Origin of the sequence: Companilactobacillus nantensis DSM 16982 (assembly GCF_001435815.1) — a bacterium.
Lineage (GTDB): Bacteria > Bacillota > Bacilli > Lactobacillales > Lactobacillaceae > Companilactobacillus > Companilactobacillus nantensis.
In genome coordinates, this window is the sequence record NZ_AZFV01000001.1 from 153,357 (window position 1) to 176,021 (window position 22,665).

Consider the following 22,665-nt stretch of genomic DNA (forward strand, 5'->3'; position numbering starts at 1 on the left):
TTATTCACTCCTATTGTTCAAATGTAATTCCATGTAAACGATAAACCTCATTCAAATCATGAATATTTAAAATCAAAGGCTTTTTTTGATCAAGATGTTCGATTTGAATCATATCTTGGTCCGATAATTCAAAATCATCAATATCAAAATTTTGTTGAATCCGTTCTAAATGAACCGACTTAGGAATCGCAATAATATGACTCTGATATAACCAACGCAAAACTACTTGAGCTGGTGTTTTACCATATTGTGCTCCAATTGTTGAAAAAATTTCATTATGGAAAATACCTTGCCGACCTTCTGCAAAAGGTGCCCAAGCCATTGTTCTAATTCCATAGCAATCCATAACTGAACGTAATTCTTTTTCTTGCCAAAATGGATGCATTTCCACTTGATTAATAGCTGGAACTATTTCATGTGTCAAAATTAAATCTGCCAAACGATTAGCTTCAAAATTGCAAACACCAATTGCTCTAATTTTTCCAGATTGATATAGTTCTTCCATCGCACGCCAAGCCCCATGATAATCACCATAAGGCATATGAATTAGATATAAATCTAAATAATCTGTTTGCAAATTTTCTAATGTTTTGGCAAAGGAAACCTTCGTTTTCTCGTAACTAGCATCTTGAATCCAAACTTTAGATGCAATAAAAATTTCATCACGGGGTACGCCACTCTTTTGAATCGCATTACCAACAGCAGTTTCATTTCCATACGTTGCAGCGGTATCTAACAGGCGATAGCCAGTTGTTAATGCATCAATAACACTTGTCTCACATTGCTTTAAATCAGTTATTTGAAATACTCCATAACCTTTAGCTGGCATTTCCACACCATTGTTTAACTTAATTGTTCCCATTAAATAACTTCCTTTCTACATCCAACTCGGTTTATCACCATTTGTATTGGGTTTACTCAAACCAACACTTGCTTTTTGATATTGTTCAGGATTATTAATAACCTTTAAAGCAAAATCAGCCACACTAGCTCGTGATACTTCTGTCCCTGTTAATGGTTGATTTAAATTTTTTTCTTCATAATCAATTTCATCATTATTAGTTAACCATGAAGGTCGAATTTCCGTATAAATCACTCCTGAATCAATCAATAATTGAGCCGATTTACGAAAACCTGGCAAAAATGCAGCAATCGCTTGTTCATTCCATTGACCAAATTTACCAGATAATTCATGGTGAGCACCTAAGGCACTGATAAAAATTAATCGTTGTTTATTCGTTTGTCTCATTGCTGCCAAAATACTCTCTGTTTGGTCAGCTAAATTAGTTCCGCCAACATTTGAATATATAATGTCAGCAGGTTTCATAGCATTAGCTAATTCGGTAGTCTCCAAAACATCCCCATCAACCAAAGTGACACGTTTGTTATCAGAATATTCATCTAAACGTTTCGCATTTCTCAAAAATAAAATCAACTCATCATCTGTTTCATTCAAAAGACGCTTAGTTAAAATTTGAGCTGTGGCACCATGAGCACCAACAATCATTACTTTTTTCATAAAATAAAACCTTCTTTTTTATTGTCTAGGTACAATATTTAAAGTTGAACTTTGTGGTCCTGACTGAAGCATGGGTGCTAAATAGGCACTGTCCGCATACTTAATCTTATAAGCTTGATCGATTTGCTTAATTAACTGACTATCAGTAATTGGTTTAAAACTAATTTCAAAGTTCCCACCAGCTAAGTGCATTCGACCGGCTTTTTGTTGCACCGCTGACCGATACCAACGTGATTGTTGTCCATTCCAGGCTCGAACATATAATTTTTTATCAACGACGACTGACCAGATCCATGTTGGTGTTCCATAAGTTTTTCCATCACTGTAAAATGGTGAAATTCTTAAATCATCAGCCTGAGAAAATTGTTCCATCTGTTCATCACTCAAAGTTGAAGTTTTGATTTCTTTCATAATTGATTCCTCCATTAAGTCCCTGTCGTTCACAAGTAATACCTTAAGGCTTGACATGTGTCATGTCTAATGCTTAGGTTTAATTGAAATATATGTTTTTTTGTTATAGGAGGTAATTATGGAATTACGTGTACTCAGATACTTTCAAGCTGTCGTCCGTGAACGAAATATCAGCCGTGCTGCTGAACAACTGCACGTTTCTCAACCAGCCGTATCTCGTCAGCTGAAAAGTTTAGAAGATGAATTAGGAGTTACTTTGTTTGAACGTGGTAGCCGTAATATTGAATTGACAAGCAGTGGCGAATACTTCTCAGCACAAGTGAATCAGATCTTATCATTAACTGATAAAACTCTGAAGAATATCCATGAAGATCAAGATATTACTGGCTCAGTCGTTATCGGTGCTGCTGAAGCTCGTAGTTTTATCAATGTTGCTCAATCGATTCACGCTTTACGAAAATCCTATCCACATATTCAGACTAATATTGTTAGTACTAATGCTGATGAAATCCGTTCACAATTGAAATCAGGAGTTTACGATTTTGGCGTCGTCATGGAACCTGCTGACAAAAGTGATTATGACTTTATAAGTTTGCCAGGTGAAAGTCGTTGGGGATTATTAGTTCCTAACAGTTCACCACTTGCCAAAAAAGACCACTTAGCATTAAGTGATCTCGAAGGCAATGACATTATCATTTCCGGTCAAAAAGGAATGTTAAATTTATTAAAGAGTTGGTATGGTGAAAGTAAACGCAAATTCAATATTGTGGCAACTTATACCTTGCTGTATAACGCTTCTCTACTAGTTTCGGCTGGCGTTGGATATGCACTTTGCCTAGATGGTATTATCAATACCAATCAATCTGATTTAAATTTTATTCCCTTAGAACCACGACACACAGCTGGAGCCAGTTTAGTTTGGCAAAAGGACATTCGACTTTCATTAGCTGCCGATGCATTTCTTAAACAAATAACTTCTGATCTTAATTGATACTTTACGTTATATTAATTTAATGAGTATGTTTTGTAGTTATACTAATCCATTGATTGTAAGTATTAGTAATTTTAGGATTTCCTTTTTATAATGAATTTATCAAATAACAAAAGAGGAATATTATGGATAAAGAAAAGGATTTACCAACATATCCTGCTGGTATTAAAAATGTTCAATCAAGAAATACTGACCTACCTACTGGTGATCAAAGTAATGGGGCTGATAATTGGTATACAAGTGACAAGTTTGACAAAACTCCAGTAACTTTTAAGAATCTTTATGGCATGTCAATTGCTGGCAATTTATTTACACCAAAAGATTTAAATAAAATGATAACTCACCCTGCGATCGTGGTCGGTGCACCAAATGGTGCCGTCAAAGAACAATCAGCTAATCTGTACGCTACTAAAATGGCTGAATATGGGTTTGTAACTTTATCATTTGATCAAGTTTTCTGGGGTGAAAGTGATGGTTCTCCTCGAAATGCCATGGCCCCTGACTTATACTCGGAAAGTTTCTCAGCCGCTGCAGATTACTTCACAAAATTAGAATACGTTGATAATGACAAAATTGGTGTTCTTGGTATTTGTGCCTCTGGCAGTTTTGCTTTAAACGAGGCTAAAATTGATACACGACTCAAAGCAATTGCTACTGTTAGTTTAACTGATATGGGTGCAGTTGCCCGTGGTCAACGGGATGCTATGGGTAAAACTGCCATGGTTGACCAAGCTTCAAATCAACGTACTCAAGAAATGGCTGGACAAGCGATTGCTTATACAAGTGGAACCCCAGAGGAAATCAATGAAAATTCTGATGCCTTCTCTAAAGAATTTTATGATTTCTACCGTACACAACGTGGTGCCGCTGCAACAACTACTCACCCAACATTAACCAGTTTTGCTAAATTGCTAAACTTTTACTCATTAAGTGACTTAGAAACTGTTTCACCACGTCCATTACTATTCATTGCTGGTGAAAAAGCTATTTCCTTTGGGTTTAGTGAGGATGCTTATAAAGCTGCCAATGAACCTAAAGAACTTTACAAAGTGCCTAATGCTGGACATGTAGATTTATATGATAAAACCGATTTAATTCCATTTGCCAAATTAAATGATTTTTTCAATAATAATTTGTAATTTAGAATAAACACCACAATTAAACTTTATATAAAACCCTTCTTGAAATCATAATTATTTCAAGAAGGGTTTATATTAAAAAGAGTTTTTTACTTGACAAAAAAATAGTTAAGTACTAAACTGTAAATAACTTAACTAAGGAATTCAGTTCGTAATTTTGCTGACGAGTTCAAAAATTCCGAATTTCCACCACTATATGCGCTTATATGTAACGCAGGTTTAAATCCTACAAATTTAACTTATACTAAAGAAGGATTTGAAACGACTTTTTGAGTAAACTATCTAGGACATTTCCTTCTGGCAAACTTATTATTAAGCTCAGTCGTTGATAATGGACGAATCGTATTCGTTTCTAGTGACACACATAATCCACCAAAGATTTTCCCATTTCCTGCCCCAGAATTTACTGATATCAATAAATTAGCACATCCACAAAAAGATGATAATTCCATGTCTCGTTATCCAACATCTAAATTACTCGATTTAATGGCCGCTTATATTTTTTCTGAAAAAATTAATGAACAAACTGACAAGCATATCACAGTTAATGCATTCAATCCTGGTCTGATGACGTCTACTAATCTAAATGGCGATTCTGGCTCTAACAGAATCATGAAAGTAACCATGAACGCCTTTTCATACTTAATTGGTCGTCACGGAAGTGCTGAAACATCTGGTAAACAACTAGCTGAAACTGTTACTGGAAGCCAATGGCAAGGTATTACTGGCAAGTATATTGATCGTGGAAAAGAAACCAAATCATCTCCAGCATCATACAATAAAGTCGCACAAAATAAACTTTGGCGACAAAGCCTAGATCTCGCCAATATTTCTAATAACGAAACTATTCTCAAATAGGAGCAACTATGAATAACCAGCTAAAAGAAGAATATTTAAAAACAATTTTCCATTTTAAAAAGGTAATTAATACTGAATTTGGACACAATAAAAAAGATGTATTAAGTTTAACTGACTTGCTGATTATGCAGTGCATCGTTGACGGCAAAAATTCCGTAACAATTGCTAATGAATTAGGTCTCACAAAAGCTGCCGTTTCTCAAGGTACTACTTCGTTGGAAAAGAAAAATTTAATCACACGTGATATTGATCCTGACAATCGTCGTAATTTAACATTAACTTTGACTAAAGAAGGTACTCACCAATTAAATGCGACGAATGATGCTTTTGACATGGCCTTCGCAGAGTTTGTTAAAGACATGGGTAATAATAATTTAGAACAATTACTCAAATTAATGCGTAAAATGACATCAATAATCGATGAATAAGAACGTACGAACCAAATAGAGCCATCGATCCAATTCTTTGGATGGATGGCCCTATTTGATTTAAACAGAAAAAACATATTTAAAAATTCTTTATCCATTGGTTGTTCCTTTAGTAACCACTCAAGCTGTAGCAATATCAAATGTTGAAACTTTTTTGCCACTGTCAATCATTCATGTTTGTTATAAAAAAGTGAATGAATTATTTAGCAAATGACATTTAATGCAAATTTTTAAAGTCATTTATATGAACCTCAAATTTGGTCATATAGGGGGTTGCTTTTGCTACATCATCATAAGAAAACGTATATTTTGTATGTGAATTAAACCATTTAAAAATTGATGATCTAAATGCCATCCAATAATTGAATGCAATCCAAAAAATAGCAATTATCAAATCCTCCCAATTGAATATTTTCATAGGAACAGCTTGCCACAAATACCAAATTGCTAGAGCGCTCAATAATAACGCCGTAAAGTTTCCTGGATTATACCAACTATGTAATCCGAGGTTAAAGATAACCCAGTGCATTATTAATTCAGCGTATGCAAAAATAATTGCAGCCAAAGCTAACCAATGCCACTGTGGAATAAATAATGGCAATAAATATACCAAGATTGCAAACCATTCATTGCCCCACAAAGCACTTAATTGATTTAATGGCCAAACCGAAACGTCGTCACTAACACGGCCTTTCTCAACTTTGATCCCACCCCATGCGAAACCGCCTGGAAAACCAAATTCTTCAAAAAAGTGCAGGTGAATTAAAATCAAACCTAACAACAATGTCGTTTGCTGTAATGACCACTTTCCTATTCCTAAAATCAAAACATATACACCAGCAATATAAACTACCAATTCATACCAATGACGAACTATTCTTTCCATAATATTTTCCCTCACTTTATTTCAAACGTCCTACATGTGCAAACCGGCATACTTCATGAAATCTTTTAATTTGCCAATTAGGTATTCGATATGAAGTTTGCTTATTTTTGAGTGCTTGTACTGGTAAAACAATAGTTAACAAAATACATGCCATCAGAACAATAACCGCTGTTGCCCAATTCCATCCGGTAACTAAATTATTCTTCATCACAAATCGAATATAGTTAACGCCAATGGGTATAAATAAGCATATTGTTGTTGCCATTCCTGGATTATACCAAGTGTGTAACTTCAGATTCATCTGAAAAACATGACCTAGAACTTGAAATAGACTGAACAAAATAACACCCAATCCGAGCCAGTAAACCCCGGGAAAAGCAATTGCTAGTACATATATAATCCAAGCACTTGTATTTACAATCATAATTGATTGCATATTGCCTGGATAACGATCAGTTAGCTCATGTTCATCGTAAATCACTCGATTAATAACTAGCGGTGCTCCTCCCGGTAACTGGTATTCTTCAAGTTGATGAGCCAGCAAAGCCATAAAATTGAAAATTAGTAAACACTGTACCTTTGTCAATTGAGGTTGCCTAAAAATCAAATCCAAAGTAATCAGTGCCAATAAAATTCCACCGATACGAAACCAATAATTTCGAAAAATCATCATAATGTTTTCCTCCTAAAATAACTGTCACACTTGAAACATTTATTGATTCAAATTATAGTCAAGATATTAGACAAACTCTAGACTTAGGAGGATAACCTGCACATATGAATAAAAATGAGACAGTTAAAAAACATATTCGTACCGCACAAACTAATCAAACCAAACAAGATTTAGTTATTGCACTTATTCAATTAATGAACAATAAGCCTTTAACCAAAATTAGTGTTGGAGATGTTGTTATGCGTGCTGGCTATGCAAGACGAACCTTTTATCGTCATTTTTCAACGCTTGATGATGTTTTAGAACAAAAAATTGATGAATTAACTTTAAATTTATATCAGTATCACAACCAATCACCCAGCCAATCTTTTGAGGAAACTGTTCAAATATTCTTTTTATTTTGGAAACAACATCAAAATTTTTTACTCCAATTAGCTGATAACGATCGACTCTACTTATTAGAAGAATCCTGGAGTAATAATTTAGTTTCCAGTCAATTAAGTAATATTTCCATGGCAGACGCTGACTATTTTCAACAATTTGCTTTAGGTGGAATGTTTGCGATGTTGCGACACTGGATTCAACAAGGTGCTAATGAATCACCTCAAGCAATGGTCAAAATTGCTACTGCAATTCGTCAGCATTTAAACAATAATTGATGTATCTAAAAAATGAACTCCGAATCGGATAATTAATCCAAATTCAGAGTTCATTTATGCATTCTTCTTTATTGATATAAGTATTTTGGCACAACTCGTAAAAAAACGATTCCCGAAACAATTGCAGCAATAACATCGCAGAATGGTTGAGCCGCAAATGCCATATCTGGCTGAAATAAGATTGGAAACAATAAAACTCCTAACACGTATAAACCCTTTCGTAAGAGCGAACAACTTAAAGCTATCTTAGTTTGTTCCATTGCAATACTCATATCTGTCACAGTCCACTGCACAGCCATAAACAAAACTCCTGCTGAATAAAGTTTTATATACGGAATTGATCTTGCAAGTAAAGCTTTATCCGGAGTGAACAGCCGTACAAATAATGGCGTAGCTGTCAAACTCACTATTAACATCAATGAACAAAAAGCAAAACAGACTGCGAAGACTGACCATAAGGCTTTTTTAACACGATCATATTGCTTGGCACCTAAGTTAAAACTTACAATACCTTGACATCCCATTGTAATTCCGCTTAATGGCGAAGTTATTAATAACATATAACTCTGAATAATAGTTGCACAAGTAACTAACATATTTCCTTCTGTTGGTCCACCAGTCCGTTGCAATACCGTATTCAGAAGAATTAACAACCCGCTATCTAAAGCATAAGTTAAAAAAGGTGCTAATCCTAACCGGAGTATTTTACGACAAAGATTTAAATCAATTTTACCCCAATGCAGTTTGGCCTCTAGAGGCATTTTTTTCAAACATATCATCGCAAATCCTGCTGAAATAGCCTGTGAAATAATTGTTGCTATTGCCGCTCCTGCAACACCTAGGTGCAAACCAAAAATAAGTAAGGGGTCTAATAAAATATTCAGTACTGTCCCTGTTAATACTGTACCAACACCTAATCCAGCATGGCCTTGAGCAATTAAGAAACTATTCATTCCTCCAGACAAAAGTGCAAAAACAGTTCCGCATAAATAAATTGTTAAAAACGTTTTTGCATAAGGGTAAATTGCCGCACTGGCACCAAACCACCACAGTAACTTTTCTCGTAACAACAGAAAAATTATTGTTAACCCTAACCCAATTCCAATTAAAAGCCGAAAGCAATTTGCAATAACTGCTTCGGCTTTTTTGGAATTTCCAGCGCCTAATGCCATTGCCATAATTGGAGTACCACCCTGTCCGACTAAATAACAAAAGGCATATAAAACCGCAATTATTGGTCCACAAATTCCTACTCCAGCTAAAGCATCTGTCCCAATTACCGGAATATGACCAATGAACATGCGATCCACTACGCTATACAAAACATTAACAAATTGGGCTAACATAGTCGGAATTGCCAGTTTCAAAACAAGAGGAAATAAATTATCCTGTCCTAAATTAGTGTGTTGATTTTGTTTCATGATTCTTGATTCTCCTCTAATCCCAAGCATTAAAGGCGTTTATATAAAATTACAATTGATACTTTTGAGCAATTTGTTGTGCAATTGACAATAATGATTCACGTGCTTCTTTTGGTTTTAATAATTCTGCCTGATTACCAAAAGATAACAGCCATTGGACTAAACTTGGTATATCACTATAATTACCTTCCAAAAGCAAATGCCCATCGTCCATTACTTGAAGTTGTTTTGGACTAAATTCATCCACTACCCTCCACTTAACTATCGGATCAAACAACGCCGTAAATTGTACTGAAGTTTGATGAGATTGCATCGGTTTCATGATTGGCATCGGCACATCACGTGGTATAAAAGTATGAGCTAACATATGCATATCGGTCATTCGCTGTAATTTGTAAAGCCGACAATCATTGTCATCAATACTCCAACCCCATAAATACCAATTGGACCATTTGAATACTAAGAAATACGGTTCGACTTTTCTTAGACCTTCATGTGATTGCGATACATACGTAAACGAAAGTAAATGATGTTGTTCGATGGCATCTTGGATAGTTTTAATCTGCGGTGTTAGTCGCTTATAATACCAAGACGATAAATCAATCAACATGTAGTCCCGACCCTTCATGACTTCTGTCGATCCAATTTGAATCTTTTCCATCAGCTGTTCATAATAGTGACTACCGCTCACACTATCTAAACTCCGAAGACCCGCCAACACGCTTTGCATATCCTTTGAAGTTAACAACGTACGTTCCATCCGATAACCTTGCATAATTGAGATGCCACCACCGGCTCCACGAGTAGTAAATAAGGGAATCCCGGCATGTTCCAAAACATCAATGTCACGGTTAATCGTTCGTTTTGACACTTCAAATTTAGCTGCCAACTCTGGAGCAGTTACTTTATCTTTTTGTAAAAGAATTGAAAGGATACCAATTAATCTATCAATTTTCATATAAACGTCCTCACTGGATTAGACTATCAAAGTAAACATGACAACTATATGTCGTGTTTACTAAGAAAATATCTAAATCACAATCTAATTTCTGTATAATACCATCGTTAAATGCAAATTTCTTAACATTTAAAAGAGAGTGAAAACCAAAATATTGGTCATCACTCTCTTACTTATCTAAAGTATTATTTTACTTCCAAATTCATGTTATTCAAATTGAACTCGCAAATCTCCCAAGCCCATACTGTTCCACTTATACCCAGCTAAACGTGCAATTCTTGTTAACTCTGAAATACCTTGGTCAACTTCTGGTCCAAAATTTTCATCCATATGTGTCAAAATATATAAGCTAAAACCATTGACTGTTTTAGTAGCAACAATCTGTGGCGGAACGTTCTTATTTAAAGCGGCGGCTGCCTTTAATAATATGGTCAATATTTGTTGATCCTTTTTATCTTTATATAGGCGGTTATACATTGAATCAATTATTTGAAATGTTTCCGTTTCCAGATTTTCTCCCATGGTGTAATCTCCCTTCGAATCTATAGTAAGTATAGATAATTTGCACTTCTTAAGCTATAAAATATCTTAAATGGGGGATTTTTATTCCTCAATTAAATTCATTATTGACATTCATTCCAGAACTAAATATAATACGTTTAAACCTTTAAACGCATTGGAGAAAATTTATGGCTGAAGAAGTAATGGCAATCTTTAAACGTGGCATGCCGATTTTCTCAATCTTTCAAGATGAGAATCGTCAAAAAATCATTCTACTACTGTGCAAGCATAAGGAAATGACTGTAAATCAAATTACAGATCAGTTAGAACTTTCCCGTCCAGCTGTTTCACATCATCTAAAACTGATGCTTGATGCACACGTCATCACCGTCAATAAAGTCGGTAAAGAACGTTTTTATCAAGTTGCACTGGATGACACCGTCCAATTACTAAAAGAATTAACCACAGCACTAGAAAAAAGCATTTCATCTAATTAAGATGAAATTATTTTTTGCAGCATATGTTCAAGCGTTTAAACCTATCAACCGGAAGGAATTATAAATTATGACAAACATTTTAGAAGAACTACAACTACCAAATGGAACGACCATCAAAAACCGTTTTATGAAAGCCGCAACTAGTGAAACTATGGGTGACAAAAACTATCGCCCCACCGCAGAACTAATTAACCTTTACAAAGTCTGGGCTGATGGTGGGACTGGTTTAATCATCACCGGTAATGTAATGGTTGATCAAACCGCTCGTGGAGAATTTGGCAATGTCGTTGTTGAAGACACTCAAAACATAGAACTATTGAAACAATGGGCTAAAGCTGGAACTCAAAACGGGGCTAAGATTTTTATGCAATTAAATCATCCTGGTAAGCAATCACCTAAGACAATTAGTAAACAACCTGTTTCAGCTAGTGCTGTCCCTATGGAAGGCTCAAACAGCTTTGCCTTTAATACTCCTAGAGCATTGACTAACAACGAGATCAAAACAATCGTTCAAAAATTCATTAACGCTGCTGTTGTTGCAAAAGAAGCTGGTTTCTCCGGAGTTGAAATTCATGCCGCCCATGGCTACTTATTGAGTCAATTCCTCTCCCCTCACGATAACCAACGTGTCGATGAGTACGGTGGTAGCCTTGAGAATCGCATGCGTCTCTTAGTCGAAATTTACACTGGTATGCGTGAAAAATTAGGCTCCGACTTTCCGATTGCTCTAAAAATTAACTCATCTGATTTACGTTCGGGGGGCTTTTCCGAAGAAGATTCACTCAAAGTAATTCAAAAGATGGACCAACTAGGAATAGATTTAATAGAAATTTCTGGTGGAAATTATGAAAAACCAACTGTTCAGGGTATTGGTAAAGGTGCCTTCTTTATTGATTACGCTGCAAAAGTTAAACAATCAGTCAAAGCTCCCGTGGCAGTTACCGGAGGATTCAGTACAGCCAACGGTATGTCTAAAGCCATTGAAAACAACGAAGCTGATTTTATCGGTTTAGCACGACCAATTGTCCTGATTCCTGATTTACCTAATCAATTTGAAGTTGGTAACTTTACTGCTATTCAATTACACCACTTATCAACTGGTCTCAAAGGATTAGATAAAAAAGTTGGTTCACTTGTAGGATTAAGCTATTATCAACAACAAATGTTCCGCGTTGCTAAACAACTCCCCGTTCAAATAACTGAAAATGCCTGGAGTTCACTGGGATTTGCGGTTAAACGACAGGGTCTGTCAGCATTTATACCACAACGAGGTTAAAAAAACGAGTTTGGGACAAAACTATTATTGTCCCCAAACATGCGGCATAAACGTGCAACAAAACATATCTTTTTCCGCTTAAAACAAATAGCGCTAGCAATTCAAAATCGGATTACTAGCGCTATTTGCCTTAATGCTCGAAAGCTAACCATGTTTTGTCACACTTTTTTAGACTAAGCGACTCAAAACGTTGAGTACACCTTCATCATTATTAGATTCAGTATAGTGACTAACTGAATTTTTGATTTTATCAGTTGCATTTTCAACGGCATAACCATATGGAGTCAACTTCAACATGCTCAAATCATTTTCATTGTCACCGAAAGTCATAATTTCATCATCAGCAATATTAAAACGATTTTGCAATTCACGAAGTCCTGCAGCCTTGTTAACTGAATTTTCACTAATCAATTCAGTATTGTAGCCCGATGTTTGACTGGACAAACCAACTGGTAATGCTTGGCGCAAATTAGTAATGACGGATTTAAAGTCAACGTGATTAGCAAATGTCACCCCAATACTAGTAACTTGATCTTGTAAAATCTTTGGTGTCACAGTTGGTAAATTATCGACACGTTGTAAATGATTGTAATAATGATATGTTAAATCAAATGCAGCTTGTGAAATTGTCTGATCCACATAAGCTGACTTAACACCAACAACTAAATGTTCCGCAATATCAGTTGACGGAAATTGATTATTAATAATATCCAGCGTTGCTGTAACAGCTTCCTCTGGCATTGCTTGAATCAATAATGGTTCACCATTACTATAAACAGCAGCTCCATTTTGAGAAACAAAATCCATTTCAGAATTAAATTCTGCAAATTGATCAAGTAATCGCTGATATTGCGAACCACTGGCCGCAACTACGCGGATATCTCTAGCACGTAATTTTTGTAAAATCTCACCAAAACGTTGGTGATTGTATGTGTTCTTGTCATTTAGAAAAGTTCCATCCATGTCAAAAGCAACCAATTTAATAGTCATATTACCCACATCCTCTTGAAAATCATTATTACATAATATCATAAAAATTGTTTTTTAAGAAAATTGAACACTATAATAACCTGATTTTTTAACATGAATAACAGTACCAACTGCTTGATAAAAGTATTTCTTAAAGATTATTTATTTCCGTTTCAATTTGTTACCCATCAAAACAATTAACTAGCACCATACATTATTATTTAAAAATAAATAACTATAATTGTCTTATTCATAATTACTAATGAGACCTATAATATACTTTGATGAATGTGATGAAAGTTTCTTAACTCAAACCTCTTTTCATTGATCTATTGAAGAATTTCAAAAAAGATGGTGAAAAATATGAAAGAAGTTCATACACAAACTACAAAAGAAAATTATGCAACTGAACCGATTGAACAATTACTCAACAAACTAAGGACAACGTCTAATGGACTAACACAAACTGAAGCCACTAAGAGACAAGCTACCTACGGTCCAAATACGATTAACCATAGTAAGCAGAAATCTCAAATTAAGGCTTTTCTGAAAAATTTTATTAGTCTCATGGCTATTCTACTTTGGGCAAGTGGTCTAATTGCAATGTTAACCGGGTCAATGGAATTAGGTATCGCTATTTGGCTCGTTAATATCATTAACGGTATCTTCAGTTTTTGGCAAGAACACAAAGCTGCTAAAGCCACTGATTCTTTAATGGCTATGTTACCAACATACACACGAGTCTATCGTGATGGCAAAATTGAGCAACTGAATGCCACTGAATTAGTTCCTGGGGATGTCTTTGAACTACAAGCTGGTAATTCAGTCCCCGTTGATGCCAGACTACTTGAAGCAACTTCTGTTCAAGTTGACCAATCAGCTTTAACAGGTGAAACAGTTCCTGAATCAAAAAATGTTAAATTTTTATCTGGTGAAGGAAAATTTTCCGAATCAAATTTAGTCTATGCTGGTACCACTGTTGGTGCTGGTGACGGCAAAGCTGTTACCATTGCTACTGGTATGAAGACTGAGTTTGGTAAAATTGCTTCTTTGACACAGAAACAAAATAAGGAAGTCAGTCCTCTCCAAAATGAATTAAATCGTTTAACTAAACAGATATCCTTGATTGCAATGGGAATTGGTCTGGCCTTCTTTGTGGCTGCTATTCTTGTTGTTCATCATCCCGTTGCTCAATCATTTATCTTTGCTCTCGGCATGATTGTTGCCTTTATTCCCGAAGGACTATTACCAACTGTCACTTTGTCATTGGCACAAGGTGTCCAACGGATGGCTAAGAAACACGCCCTAGTCAAAGATTTGAATAGTGTCGAAACTTTGGGTGAAACGACCGTCATTTGTTCAGATAAAACTGGTACTTTAACACAAAATCAAATGACCGTTAACCATATTTGGCTACCTTCTGGTATTTACACAGTTTCTGGTCAAGGTTACGTCAACAATGGAAAAATCCAAAAGCATCAGCAAGATATCGACTATCAAACCGATCCAGATTTAAAACAACTTTTAACGATTGCTGGTTTCAATAATGATACTTCGGTTGAATATGCTAAAGATACTAATAAGCCAAAAATTCTAGGTACACCAACCGAAGCAGCTCTAATTATTTTGGCACAAAAAGCTGGTTTTCCAATTGAAGAATCCTTAAAGAATAGTCCCCGTTTAAAGGAATTGCCTTTTGATTCAGACCGTAAACGTATGACGACTATTCATCAACAAGGTAACCAACTTTTAGTTGCCGTTAAGGGTTCTTTGAGTGATTTATTAAAACAATGTACTACAATTCAAGATCATGGCAATGTTCGTCAAATAACTGCTGATGATAAAAAAGCTATCAGTCAAGCTAACCGAATGTATGCAACTAAGGGATTACGGTCATTGTCTTTTGCCTATCAAACTATCCCTTACACTGGTCCAGAACAGCTTGATAAAATGACCATTGAAAACACTGAACAGAACTTAACCTTTGTTGGCTTAACTGTTATGGCTGATCCCCCACGTCCTGAAATTTACGATGCCGTCAAGAAATGTCACAACGCTAAAATTAAAATTATTATGGTTACGGGTGACAGTGAAATCACAGCTAAATCAATTGCTGTTAAAATCGGCATCACTAGTGATAAAGCTCGAGTTGTCACCGGTACTGAATTAGATGAAATGAACTCACAAGCACTAACTGAAGCATTAAAAGGTGAAATTATCTTTGCCCGTGTTGCCCCAGAACAAAAGTATAAAATCGTTTCAACATTACAAAAAATGGGTCAAATCGTAGCCTCAACTGGTGACGGTGTCAACGATGCTCCAGCCTTAAAGAAAGCTAATATCGGTGTGGCTATGGGTGTCACCGGAACTGACGTTGCGAAAGATGCTGCCGATATGATTTTGACCGATGACAATTTTGCTTCAATCGTTGCTGCAATTGAAGAAGGACGGACTGTTTATAGCAACATCCAAAAGTTTCTATTATATATTTTCAATTCTAACGTTCCTGAAGCTATTCCATCAGTCTTATTCCTACTCAGCCGTGGCTTAATTCCTCTACCATTGACTGTTTTACAAATTTTGGTAGTTGATTTAGGAACTGATATGTTACCAGCCTTAGGTTTAGGATCAGAACAACCTGAACCAGGTATCATGAATCAAGCTCCACGTTCACGTAACTCTCACTTGCTTGATAAACACTTGATTTTAACTGCTTTTGCTTGGTATGGTGCCATTGCCTCAGCAGTTTCAACATTTGCTTACTTCTTCGTTAATATGCAAAATGGTTGGCCTGTACAAAAGCTATTATCATCTGGTATTGGGTATAATCGAGCAACAACAATGACACTGGCAGCCATTATCTTCTGTCAAATTGCTGCCGCATTGAATTGTCGGAGTAAATATACATCAGTCTTTAAACTCGGTCTCTTCAGTAACCATCGGATTTGGGCCGGAATTATTTTCGAAATTGCTCTCTTGGCGATTTTGGTTTACACACCAGGAATCCAATCCGTCTTCAATACTGCACCATTACAAGTTAAAGACTGGATTTTCCTAGTTATCGTACCAATCCCAATTTTCTTAGTCGAAGAATTGAGAAAATTAATTGTTAGAATTAAATTCCAACAAAACGCTTAAATTAAAGGACTTAAACCTACCGTAATCAGTAAGTTTAAGTCCTATTTTAATTGAATCTTTGCCAAAATTTAGTTTGATAATGTCTAAGTATTAACACTGATAAAACAATTATTAAGGTCGCTGCAATCAAATTGATCAACACTGCAAAAGGCGTCAACATGATAATCATGCTGTAAGCAACAATAATAATAACCCCAACAAATAATGCTCCAAACATCGTGGCCATCATCCCAATATTTCCGCCACCTCGATTAAATAATTCCGTTACGTTGGTCCAATTGGTAACTAGCAAACGATAATCACGACGGAAGTAGTGCAAACTAACTAAATATGTTCCCCAAATGGTTCCTAATACTAACGATACAGACATCAAAAATCCCGCTTTAATTACAAACGCAATGATAACAATCATCAGAATGTTCAATACTAATTGCAATAAATATCCCAATAAGAACTTTCTTTGCAAATAATGTCTCATTGAAATTGGCAATGATTCAACAAATTCCAGATTTGCTCGATCTAAGGATATTAAATTACCAACTAAAGAAGCTGGATTAACTGTAAATGTACTGAAAGCCAAACCTGCTACGAAGAACACACCCAACCACTTTAGTGGCAAGCCATTCGGTACTTTCGCAAATGCAAAAGAAAACATAAATATAATCGGTATCATTACCGAATTCATAATAACTTGCACTAATAAATTGGGTTCCTTTAATAGCTGACGATTATATGCATCTAAATTAGCATTTAAACCACTACGTTTAACATTTTGGTGACGATGTGAACCGCTTAACATGGCTGTATTGACCGCAGTCAACTGTTCACTTAATTTTGGTAAAATCAAAAATCTCACTATACCAGTGAAAATGAGAATTAACCCTATTAAACCTAACCATGTTAACCCACTGATCAATGAAGTTGGTTTGTTAAATAACTCAAAAATGGGCATTAGAATGGCTATCGGATTACGGTCAAACGATTCTGAAGAACTACTATTGCCTTGATTCATCAAAAGAATTCCACCAATTACAAGTATCATCGTAATTCCAGTCAGAGCATTCATAACCAAATTTTGATGGTCATGGAAAAGTTTTGTCTTAGTTAAAGCAAAAACTATGACCGAACAAAGCATAAAAATCAGTGCCATAATCAGCAAATGTACGACTACTGCCATCACAATTGCTAAGGGAATCATTGTTCCTGACTGCCAACTCAAGAGAAAAAAAGCCATCAAAAGTGGCAATGTATACGGAATAACATTAAATGAAACTGTTAAAATCTTACTTAAAAAAATCTCTTTTTGCCGAAACGGTAATGGTAAATAACTATTTAAATCTTTACCCGCAAAGAAAAGATTATAAATTCCGGAGATACTCTGCGAAAAAGCTAATAGTATAAAAATGGCCACGTAAAAAGTAAACATCCCCGGCATTTTGCTAAGATTGCCCGCTGCCATTGCCATCCCATAAATTACCAAAAAGACAATGGAACTAAGTAAAAATTGCGACCAAAGTTTTCTCGTTAACGCTGCACCACTTTTACCTTTTTTACGAAGACGGTCAGTTACTTGGGGATTCAATAGTCGCAAATTAACCGCCATTAAAGCACGTAATTGTCGTTTATTCATGGGAATCACCCTCAATATCGTCAACTAAATGGCTATCACCTTGACGACCAGCCATTTGTAAATAAATATCTTCTAGTGATTCACCATTATGTTGAGCCAATAAATCTTGCACAGAACCGTTATAAATTAGTTGACCAGTCTTTAAAATAGCTAATTCATCACATAATTGTTGGGCTGTATCCAAATTATGCGTTGAAAAAATAACAGTCTTGCCTTTCTCAGCATGTGCTTTCATCAGTTGTTTCAAATCATATGCCGCTTGTGGATCAAGTCCCTGCATTGGTTCGTCTAATATCCAAATATCGGGATCAGTCAATAGTGCCCCAATTAAAACAGCTTTCTGACGCATACCATGTGAAAAACTTGCCATTGTTTCATCGACACGTTCACTCATATTGAATAATTCTACTAATTTGTGACGACGAGCTTGCACATCGGACTCAGCTAAATCATACGCAGCAGCTAATAAGTCCCAATATTCCATCGCTGTCAATTGAAGAAAAATGTCCGGTGTATCAGGCACATAAGCAATTTTTTGTTTAATCTCCTGACGATGTTCTGCTAAATCCAAACCATCAACGATGATTGAACCACTGGTTGGTTGAATAATACTGACCAAATTTTTGATTGTTGTCGATTTTCCAGCACCATTATGACCTAGAAAGCCGAAAATCTTTCCAGATTCAATTTTTAACGTTAGATGTTGCAAAGCCAATTTATTTCCATAACTTTTTGTTAAATCGTTAATTTCAATCATATAGACACCCCATTTAATAATTCATTCTATTAAGCATAACAGAGCATACATCTTGAATTTAGAATATCAGCAAATTTTGTTTTTGGTTTATTTTTGATTTTGGATTGACAGATTGTATTTACTTTTTAGCCATATCATAACTAACTTGTAAACGAGCGAATATTTCTGAATTTTTAATATTGTTATCCAAAATAATTGTGTACCAACTGTGTTTGTTCATATGATAGCCGGTAAAGTACTTTTGGTTGTCAACGATACTTGCAACATTGTCTGGTTTATCATGAAAATCCATCACAGTTATCGGTTCATCAGAATCAAAGCCTAACTTAGACTTTGGAATAATCATTATTATTCCATACCATTTCTTAGTATCTTTCCGACGCCAAATAGCATAATGTGGAAATTTTTTCCAAAGAAATTCTAAATCATCGCCATAAGTATCTTCAACATGCTTAATTATTTCCTTGGCTTGCTGATTTTTGAATATATCCGTTTCATAACAATTGGCTTTAATATCATCTAAAACTGCCTGATACTCATTAGCAACACGTTTCACAAATTTACCACTCGCTGCTGGTTGTAAATGTAAAACATACTCAGCCTTTGTTTCATTATCAATGACATCAGTCGTTAATTGGCCCTCGTTATCAACCTTCACAGTTAACTCAAATTGTTGATCTACAATCGGTACTTGATATACATAAAAATCCGCTTGCTTAGAGAAACCGAAATCGGTTAATTTATCAAAATCAACCTTACTGTCTTTGAAAATCACTGTTGCCATTATCTTTCCCCCTACGTCTAATTGACCCTTTGTGTTAATTATAGCAAACATCTGTTCTACAATTTAATTTCTAATCAAAAGTTTGGTGATAGTTTATTTGTTGTCACTAATTTAAAAAACACTTTAGTCGTAAGAATCGAGAATAGTTACTGGCTGTGAACGTGGTGTTAGTGCGGGTGATTTTCCCGTACTTACACCACCGGGCGTGTTTGGAGACTCGCGTGTTTTGCGAGGCTCCAAACCGAGGTCTGAGACCTTGGCTCAGACCGGTCCGCACAGCCAGTAACTATTTCTCGATTCTGGAGACGGCATATTTAACTACCACCGTACGTTAGTCAAGTAATAATTCAAAATAAAAAATTAATTACTTAAAACATTTCCTTGTTTGAAAGAATTCATTTGATTATATTGATTTTGTTAAATCAACTTTTAGGAGACATTATGAGTTATAAATTAATTGCTATTGATATCGACGACACTCTTTTAGACAGTCGCAAAACTATTTCAACTAAGAATAAACTGATGATTGCCCAAGCTCTGCAAAATAATATCAAAATCGTGCTCTGTTCTGGTCGGCCGCACAAAGCTATGATTAAGTACGCTGAGGAACTGGGGATTAAGGGCTCCGAACAGTACATGATTACTAACGGTGGAGCCATTATTGAAAACATGCACGGTGATTTTGTTATGCAAAAAACACTCTCAAATGAGTTTTACCGAAACTTTGTGGCCTTCACTGAAACAAATGATTTATCATATTGCGTCTTTGATGTTCACGGTAATGTCTATACGAGCAACAACTATAATATTGATGCTTATACAATTGCCATGGCTTTCGAAAATAATGATGGACTACTAATTCGTCGTCCTGAGGATTTGCCAGTTAGTTTCGAAATCACCAAAGCAGTAATTAATGGTCAGGAGCAGAAGTTAGATGAAATTACTAACTTTATTAAAGAATCATTTACTGACTATTTTGTTGTGCGGACTGGGGTTGGTTACCTAGAGATTTTCCCTAACCGTGTTAATAAAGGTAATGCAGTGGCCTTCTTATCCAATAAGCTTGGCATTGACCTCCAAGAAGTTATAGCGATTGGTGATCGTGACAATGATATTCCTATGCTGAAAATTGCTGGAACTGGAATTGCTATGGCAAATGCCACCTCTGGTTCAAAAGCTGCTAGTGATTATGTAACGACTGATAATAACCACGACGGTGTTGGCAATGCTATTGAAAAATTATTGCAGATTTAAAAATAGAGCTTTGTCTTGGCAAATTTTTTCCATGACAAAGCTCTATTTGTTTACGCCCATTTATTTAAAATTAATTTACCGATTTCTTGCCAGTGTGATTCGAGTACGAAGTGTCCACCATCTAACAGATGAACCTCAACATTTGCGTCATCTTTCTTGAAAGCTTCGGCACCCTGATATACGAAACTTGGATCATTTTTACCCCAAGCAGCCAAAATTTCTGGCTGATAGTCTCGAATGTACTTTTGGAAACGAGGATAGTTCTTAACATTATTTTGATAATCGAAAATTAAATCTGACTGTCTTTCAGCATAATCTGGTAACTCTGTGTAATGAATATCCAATGTATAACCATCTGGTGAAATGCTACCAGGTTTTTCTCCACCCATATATTGGCCTATAATCGTTTCTGGTTTAAAAGCCGATTTATAACTTTCACGCAATTCCGGTGTAGGGTTGTCCCAGTATGATTGACGTCCAGCCCATTTTGAACCGAGACCTTCTTGATAAATATTACCGTTTTGGCTCACAATACCCAAAATTTTCTCCGGATGACGAGCAGCCAATTCAAAACCAATTGGTGCACCATAGTCGAAAACATACATATAAAACTTATCAAGTTGCATTTCCTTAATAAATCCCTCAACGTAATTAGTTAAATTTTCAAATGTATAATCAAAATCAGTGTGTAATGGTGCATCTGATTGTCCAAATCCAATAAAATCTGGTGCAATCACGTGAAAGTCATTTTCCAACATGGGCATCAAATTACGAAACATGTGACTGGCAGTTGGAAAACCATGCAGTAATAAAAACGCTGGTTTACTAGAGTCTCCACTCTCACGATAAAAAACATTTAATCCATTTACTTTAACTGTTGAATATTTCATTTGTTTATCCTCTTTAGCTGTTTATTTAACTTACAAATTCATTCTAATGCTTAGTGGGTATATAATAAACTACGAATATGAGAAATGAGTTATCTCAAAAACAGATAGGTCGGTTAAATAATGAATATTGATGCATTAAAAATGTTTGTCCAAATCGTACAAGCGGGAAGTATTTCTAAAGCCGCACAGCAAATGGGTTATGCTCAATCTAATATCTCTACCAAAATCCATAATTTAGAGATAGAACTAAACACCCAATTACTGTATCGGACAGCCCGAGGAGTAACTTTAACTGATACTGGAAACGAGTTATATCGGCAAGCAATTAAAATTATTCAATTAAACAACGAAACAGTTAATTTGTTGCAGCATCCCCAAACAGTCGCCGGATCACTAAAAATTGGTACCCTTCAAACAGCTGCTTCAACTTTTCTACCAAAGATTCTTTCTGATTATCATCAAAACAACCCTAATGTCGAACTATCCATCGAAACAGGAACTACTTTAGCCAGTGCTAAAAAGGTTTTGAATTATCAACTTGATGGCGCTATTATCGGCGGTCGAGTTAATGAAAAGGATTTAGAATCCATTCCTTTAATGACCGAAAAACTTTGCTTAGTTACTGCTCAGGGTAGTAACGTAGATACCGAAAATGATTCTTTACTAGTTTTCCCCGTTGGCTGTGCTTATCGGAAAACCTTAGAAAGTTGGCTCGATTCACAACAAATCATGATTCATCATCCGATTGAATTCAACTACCTTAATGCCATAATTGCCAGTGTCAGTGCTGGACTAGGCATTAGCATTTTACCTGAGAAAGTAGTTCAACCCTACATTGATTCTGGAGCTATACAAAAAGTGGATTTACCCCAACGGTTCTCTACCTTACCAATCTCATTTATTTATCGTAAAGACTATTTTGCTGGACCCGCATTTGACAAGTTTCTTGATGGAATAAAATTACTTAACACTACTATTTAATGGCAAAAAAAGTCAGCCATCCCACTTTGGGACCGCTGACTTTTT

The 22,665-nt window shown here is 35.6% G+C and carries 23 protein-coding genes; 10 read left to right on the plus strand and 13 right to left on the minus strand.

Annotated elements, in window-relative coordinates; all coding sequences use genetic code 11:
- Positions 1-10 precede the first annotated feature (10 nt).
- From FD31_RS00660 to FD31_RS00670, 3 genes are read right to left on the minus strand one after another with little or no spacing between them, the layout of a single operon-like run.
- A complete protein-coding gene (locus FD31_RS00660) occupies positions 11-862 on the minus strand; it encodes an aldo/keto reductase (RefSeq protein WP_057890830.1) in 852 nt (283 codons plus the stop codon).
- Between the two features lie 15 nt (positions 863-877).
- A complete protein-coding gene (locus FD31_RS00665; RefSeq protein ID WP_057890831.1) occupies positions 878-1,519 on the minus strand; it encodes an NAD(P)H-binding protein in 642 nt (213 codons plus the stop codon).
- An 18-nt stretch (positions 1,520-1,537) separates the two neighbouring features.
- Positions 1,538-1,930 carry a DUF2255 family protein gene (locus tag FD31_RS00670; protein WP_235805315.1) on the minus strand — a complete coding sequence of 131 codons (393 nt, stop codon included), beginning with the start codon at positions 1,928-1,930 and terminating at the stop codon, positions 1,538-1,540.
- A 118-nt stretch (positions 1,931-2,048) separates the two neighbouring features.
- On the opposite strand from FD31_RS00670, the gene FD31_RS00675 reads away from it, so the two are divergent.
- From FD31_RS00675 to FD31_RS00690, 4 genes are all read left to right on the plus strand, one after another.
- Positions 2,049-2,921 (plus strand): LysR family transcriptional regulator, encoded by an 873-nt coding sequence (locus FD31_RS00675; RefSeq protein WP_057890833.1) that lies wholly within the window; start codon positions 2,049-2,051, stop codon positions 2,919-2,921.
- Between the two features lie 125 nt (positions 2,922-3,046).
- Complete coding sequence (locus FD31_RS00680) at positions 3,047-4,060, plus strand: alpha/beta hydrolase (RefSeq protein ID WP_201782106.1); 1,014 nt, start codon at positions 3,047-3,049, stop codon at positions 4,058-4,060.
- A 450-nt stretch (positions 4,061-4,510) separates the two neighbouring features.
- Complete coding sequence (locus FD31_RS00685) at positions 4,511-4,918, plus strand: Rossmann-fold NAD(P)-binding domain-containing protein (RefSeq protein ID WP_057890834.1); 408 nt, start codon at positions 4,511-4,513, stop codon at positions 4,916-4,918.
- Positions 4,919-4,926: 8 nt separating this feature from the next.
- Positions 4,927-5,346 carry a MarR family winged helix-turn-helix transcriptional regulator gene (locus FD31_RS00690; protein WP_057890835.1) on the plus strand — a complete coding sequence of 140 codons (420 nt, stop codon included), beginning with the start codon at positions 4,927-4,929 and terminating at the stop codon, positions 5,344-5,346.
- A 217-nt stretch (positions 5,347-5,563) separates the two neighbouring features.
- Here FD31_RS00690 and FD31_RS00695 read toward each other — a convergent pair whose 3' ends face one another.
- Both FD31_RS00695 and FD31_RS00700 read right to left on the minus strand, forming a co-directional pair.
- Entirely contained in the window at positions 5,564-6,232 is a 669-nt protein-coding gene (locus FD31_RS00695) for an HXXEE domain-containing protein (RefSeq protein WP_057890836.1), read from the minus strand.
- Between the two features lie 16 nt (positions 6,233-6,248).
- Entirely contained in the window at positions 6,249-6,905 is a 657-nt protein-coding gene (locus tag FD31_RS00700) for an HXXEE domain-containing protein (RefSeq protein WP_057890837.1), read from the minus strand.
- A 104-nt stretch (positions 6,906-7,009) separates the two neighbouring features.
- On the opposite strand from FD31_RS00700, the gene FD31_RS00705 reads away from it, so the two are divergent.
- Positions 7,010-7,564 carry a TetR/AcrR family transcriptional regulator gene (locus FD31_RS00705; protein WP_057890838.1) on the plus strand — a complete coding sequence of 185 codons (555 nt, stop codon included), beginning with the start codon at positions 7,010-7,012 and terminating at the stop codon, positions 7,562-7,564.
- A gap of 68 nt (positions 7,565-7,632) precedes the next feature.
- Here FD31_RS00705 and FD31_RS00710 read toward each other — a convergent pair whose 3' ends face one another.
- The 3 genes from FD31_RS00710 to FD31_RS00720 all read right to left on the minus strand — a co-directional run bounded on the left by FD31_RS00710 (position 7,633) and on the right by FD31_RS00720 (position 10,465).
- Positions 7,633-8,985, minus strand: a complete 1,353-nt coding sequence (locus tag FD31_RS00710; protein ID WP_057890839.1) for an MATE family efflux transporter — start codon at positions 8,983-8,985, stop codon at positions 7,633-7,635.
- A gap of 49 nt (positions 8,986-9,034) precedes the next feature.
- Complete coding sequence (locus FD31_RS00715) at positions 9,035-9,943, minus strand: helix-turn-helix transcriptional regulator (protein ID WP_057890840.1); 909 nt, start codon at positions 9,941-9,943, stop codon at positions 9,035-9,037.
- Positions 9,944-10,150: 207 nt separating this feature from the next.
- On the minus strand, positions 10,151-10,465 hold the full coding sequence (locus tag FD31_RS00720; RefSeq protein ID WP_057890841.1) for a bacteriocin immunity family protein: 315 nt from the start codon (positions 10,463-10,465) through the stop codon (positions 10,151-10,153).
- Between the two features lie 167 nt (positions 10,466-10,632).
- Here FD31_RS00720 and FD31_RS00725 point away from each other — a divergent pair, with 167 nt between their 5' ends.
- Together FD31_RS00725 and FD31_RS00730 are read left to right on the plus strand one after the other, a co-directional pair.
- On the plus strand, positions 10,633-10,941 hold the full coding sequence (locus FD31_RS00725; RefSeq protein WP_057890842.1) for an ArsR/SmtB family transcription factor: 309 nt from the start codon (positions 10,633-10,635) through the stop codon (positions 10,939-10,941).
- Between the two features lie 67 nt (positions 10,942-11,008).
- Positions 11,009-12,217 carry an NADH:flavin oxidoreductase/NADH oxidase family protein gene (locus tag FD31_RS00730; RefSeq protein WP_057890843.1) on the plus strand — a complete coding sequence of 403 codons (1,209 nt, stop codon included), beginning with the start codon at positions 11,009-11,011 and terminating at the stop codon, positions 12,215-12,217.
- 168 nt (positions 12,218-12,385) lie between these two features.
- Here the strand turns inward: FD31_RS00730 and FD31_RS00735 are convergent, their stop codons facing one another.
- Positions 12,386-13,207, minus strand: a complete 822-nt coding sequence (locus FD31_RS00735) for a Cof-type HAD-IIB family hydrolase (RefSeq protein WP_057890844.1) — start codon at positions 13,205-13,207, stop codon at positions 12,386-12,388.
- Positions 13,208-13,540: 333 nt separating this feature from the next.
- Here FD31_RS00735 and FD31_RS00740 point away from each other — a divergent pair, with 333 nt between their 5' ends.
- Positions 13,541-16,324 carry a cation-translocating P-type ATPase gene (locus tag FD31_RS00740; protein WP_057890902.1) on the plus strand — a complete coding sequence of 928 codons (2,784 nt, stop codon included), beginning with the start codon at positions 13,541-13,543 and terminating at the stop codon, positions 16,322-16,324.
- A 46-nt stretch (positions 16,325-16,370) separates the two neighbouring features.
- On the opposite strand, the gene FD31_RS00745 is transcribed toward FD31_RS00740, so the two are convergent.
- From FD31_RS00745 to FD31_RS00755, 3 genes are all read right to left on the minus strand, one after another.
- Positions 16,371-17,954, minus strand: coding sequence for a hypothetical protein (locus FD31_RS00745; RefSeq protein WP_057890845.1), 1,584 nt, complete (start codon positions 17,952-17,954; stop codon positions 16,371-16,373).
- On the minus strand, positions 17,947-18,711 hold the full coding sequence (locus tag FD31_RS00750) for an ABC transporter ATP-binding protein (RefSeq protein WP_057890846.1): 765 nt from the start codon (positions 18,709-18,711) through the stop codon (positions 17,947-17,949). Before FD31_RS00750 ends, FD31_RS00745 begins: the two co-directional genes overlap by 8 nt.
- A 118-nt stretch (positions 18,712-18,829) precedes the next feature.
- Positions 18,830-19,495, minus strand: a complete 666-nt coding sequence (locus tag FD31_RS00755; RefSeq protein ID WP_057890847.1) for an MmcQ/YjbR family DNA-binding protein — start codon at positions 19,493-19,495, stop codon at positions 18,830-18,832.
- Positions 19,496-19,936: 441 nt separating this feature from the next.
- On the opposite strand from FD31_RS00755, the gene FD31_RS00760 reads away from it, so the two are divergent.
- Entirely contained in the window at positions 19,937-20,749 is an 813-nt protein-coding gene (locus FD31_RS00760; RefSeq protein ID WP_057890848.1) for a Cof-type HAD-IIB family hydrolase, read from the plus strand.
- A gap of 50 nt (positions 20,750-20,799) precedes the next feature.
- On the opposite strand, the gene FD31_RS00765 is transcribed toward FD31_RS00760, so the two are convergent.
- The gene (locus tag FD31_RS00765) at positions 20,800-21,639 is read right to left on the minus strand and encodes an alpha/beta fold hydrolase (protein WP_057890849.1); all 840 of its coding nucleotides are present in this window, start codon (positions 21,637-21,639) and stop codon (positions 20,800-20,802) included.
- 120 nt (positions 21,640-21,759) lie between these two features.
- Here FD31_RS00765 and FD31_RS00770 point away from each other — a divergent pair, with 120 nt between their 5' ends.
- Positions 21,760-22,620 carry a LysR family transcriptional regulator gene (locus FD31_RS00770; RefSeq protein WP_057890850.1) on the plus strand — a complete coding sequence of 287 codons (861 nt, stop codon included), beginning with the start codon at positions 21,760-21,762 and terminating at the stop codon, positions 22,618-22,620.
- Positions 22,621-22,665: the final 45 nt, after the last annotated feature.